The following is a 1,302-nucleotide window of genomic DNA, read 5'->3' on the forward strand; positions in this document are numbered from 1 at the left end:
CTTGGGTTCTAGGGATCGTTGCAACACCTGACTGTTTCAGGGGTTGTGATGGTCTTCGAGGTCCGCAGTGATCGAGGGCCGCAGGGTCGTAAGAAGCTTTGCGCGGAGCGCGAGGCATATTTGGATCTTGTGGCGTGGGGTGTGAGTACGAGTCAGGCGTGTCGGATCGTCGGGGTCAACCGTAAGACTGGGTACCGGTGGCGGTTCGGCAGAGCAGGCCAGGGGAAGGCCGGGCAGCAGACGACGCGTTCTGCTGCCCGGTCTTCACGGGTGTCGGCGAGGTTCTTGTCGCAGGACGAGCGGATCGTGATCGCTGACCGGCTGCGGGAAGGCGCCTGCCAGGCGTTGATCGCGGCTGAGTTGGGCCGTGACCGGTCCACGATCAGTCGGGAGATTCGCCGTAATCGGCATCCTGGCAGCGGTGACTACCGGCCTTACGCCGCTCAGCAACGCGCTGACAGCAGGCGACCTCGCCCGAAGACCGGCAAGATCGCTGCGTGCCCACAGTTACGGTCCCTGGTGCAGGGCATGCTCGACTCCAGGCACAGCCCAGAGCAGATCAGCTCTCGATTGCGCCGTGACTTTCCCGAGCGAAGCGAGCTGCACGTGTCACACGAGACGATCTACCAGGCCCTCTACGTCCAGGGCCGTGGCGCGCTGCGCCGGGAACTGACCGCCGCGCTACGCACCGGCCGCGCGGTGCGCCGTCCCCGCCGTCAGCCCGGGCAACGCCAGGCCCGCTTCACCCATCCGATGGTGATGATCAGCCAACGGCCCGCCGAGGCCGACGACCGTGCCGTGCCGGGTCATTGGGAAGGCGACCTGATCATCGGCAAGGACAACGGCTCCGCGATCGGCACCCTCGTCGAACGCGCCACCCGCTACGTCCTGCTCGTGCACCTGGGCGCCGGCCGCAGCGCCGAGCATGTCCGTGACGGCCTGCTCGCCGCCATGACCACCCTGCCGCACCACCTGAAACGGTCTCTGACCTGGGACCAAGGCGCGGAAATGGCCCTGCACCACGAGTTCAGCATGACCGCGAACATGCCGGTCTACTTCTGCGACCCGCACTCACCCTGGCAACGCGGCTCCAACGAAAACACCAACGGACTGCTACGCCAGTACTTCCCCAAAAGCACCGACCTGACCGTCCACAGCCCCGAACACCTCGCCGCCGTCGCCGCCGAACTCAACGGCCGACCACGCAAAACGCTCGGCTGGGACACCCCAGCCGAGCGCCTCGCTACTCTCCTAGCCGTCACCAACTAACCACCGTGTTGCAACGACCCCTTGAAACCACCC

At 66.0% G+C, this 1,302-nt stretch carries 1 protein-coding gene; it reads left to right on the forward strand.

The features are described from left to right. Positions 1 to 48 precede the first annotated feature (48 nt). A complete protein-coding gene (locus ABTW87_RS30140) occupies positions 49 to 1,269 on the forward strand; it encodes an IS30 family transposase (RefSeq protein WP_350654810.1) in 1,221 nt (406 codons plus the stop codon). The last annotated feature ends 33 nt before the right edge of the window (positions 1,270 to 1,302 follow it).

This window comes from Micromonospora sp. NPDC126480 (genome assembly GCF_040302465.1).
Taxonomy (GTDB): Bacteria; Actinomycetota; Actinomycetes; order Mycobacteriales; family Micromonosporaceae; genus Micromonospora.